This is a genomic window from Nonomuraea sp. NPDC049649 (assembly GCF_040675175.1).
Lineage (GTDB): Bacteria > Actinomycetota > Actinomycetes > Streptosporangiales > Streptosporangiaceae > Nonomuraea.
Genome location: NZ_JBFAOH010000107.1, coordinates 1 through 1,464, shown reverse-complemented (window position 1 = coordinate 1,464; position 1,464 = coordinate 1). Strand labels below are relative to the sequence as shown.

Sequence of the window (1,464 nt, the reverse complement as noted above, 5' to 3'; positions counted from 1 at the left end):
CTGCTGCTCCACACCCTGCGCGTCACCGGCCTGGACCAAGCGTTATCCACCCAGCTGCAGCGCTGGCGGCCGGCCCGGGCCGTGCACGACCCCGGCAAGGTCATCACCGACCTGGCCCTCACCCTGGCTCTCGGCGGTGACTGCCTGGCCGACATCGCGCTGCTGCGCTCCCAGCCCGACCTGTTCGGCCCCGTCGCTTCCGATCCGACTGTCTCCCGGCTGATCGACCGGCTGGCCGCCGAACCGGCGCGAGCGTTGAAAGCCATCCGGACCGCCCGCGCCCAAGCACGCCAGCGAGCCTGGCATCTGGCCGGCCGGCACGCACCCGGAGCCGACGGCGAGCTGATCCCTCTCGACATCGACGCCACCATCGTCATCGCCCACTCCGACAAACAGCAGGCAGCCCCCACCTGGAAGAAGACCTTCGGCTTCCACCCGATGACGGTCTTCGCCGACCACGGCCAAGACGGCTCCGGCGAACCCCTGGCCCTGCTGCTACGACCCGGAAACGCCGGGTCCAACACCGCCACCGACCACATCGACGCCACCCGGCTCGCCCTGGCCCAGCTCCCCAAGCACCGCAGACGCCAGGTACTGATCCGCACCGACTCCGGCGGCGGCACCCATGAGTTCCTGGCCTGGCTGACCCGGCCCGGACGGTGGCTGTCGTACTCGATCGGGTTCACCCTCACCGACGACATCCAGGCCGCGATCCTGCGCCTGCCTGACAGCGGATGGACGCCCGCCTACGACGCCGGCGGCCAGATCCGGCCCGGCGCCTGGGTCGCCGAGCTGACCGGCCTGCTGGACCTGACCGGCTGGCCCAAAGGCATGCGCGTCATCGCCCGCAAAGAACGGCCCCATCCCGGCGCGCAGCTGCGCTTCACCGACGTCGACGGGCACCGCTTCACCTGTTTCGTCACCAACACCCGCCGCGGCCAGCTCGCCGACCTGGAGCTACGCCACCGCCGCCGGGCCCGCTGCGAGGACCGCATCCGCTGCGCCAAGGACACCGGCCTGGCCAACCTGCCGCTGCACCACTTCACCCAGAACCAGATCTGGTGCGAACTCGTCGCCCTGGCCTGCGAACTCATGTCCTGGATGCAGATGCTCGCCCTGCACGACACCACTGCTCGCCGCTACGAACCCAAACGCCTGCGGCTGCGCCTGTTCGCCGTCGCCGGACGGCTGGTGCGCGGAGGCCGACGCCTGCACCTACGCTTTGCCGCGCGATGGCCCTGGGCCGGCACGCTCCTGACCGCTCTGGCCCGGCTCCAAGCCCTGCCGACACCGACCTGACCAGCAACCAAATCCGTCCCAACGAATCAGGAAGGACACCCCCTCGGGACCGTGGAACCCCGCCCACCCGGCGCGTCAACCGGGCTCTTCACGCTGACCTCAGCGTGAAATCAACCCTCAGCCGAACCGCTTACCCGAGCCTACGAAGATCGTGAAAGATCGAGG

Annotated in this window: 1 protein-coding gene; it reads left to right on the top strand. The window is 70.0% G+C overall.

Annotated features, from left to right (window positions below; translation table 11 throughout):
* Positions 1-1,299 (top strand): IS1380 family transposase (locus tag AB0J42_RS37665; protein WP_364303383.1); only part of this gene is annotated, 1,299 nt, incomplete at its 5' end.
* Positions 1,300-1,464 lie beyond the last annotated feature (165 nt).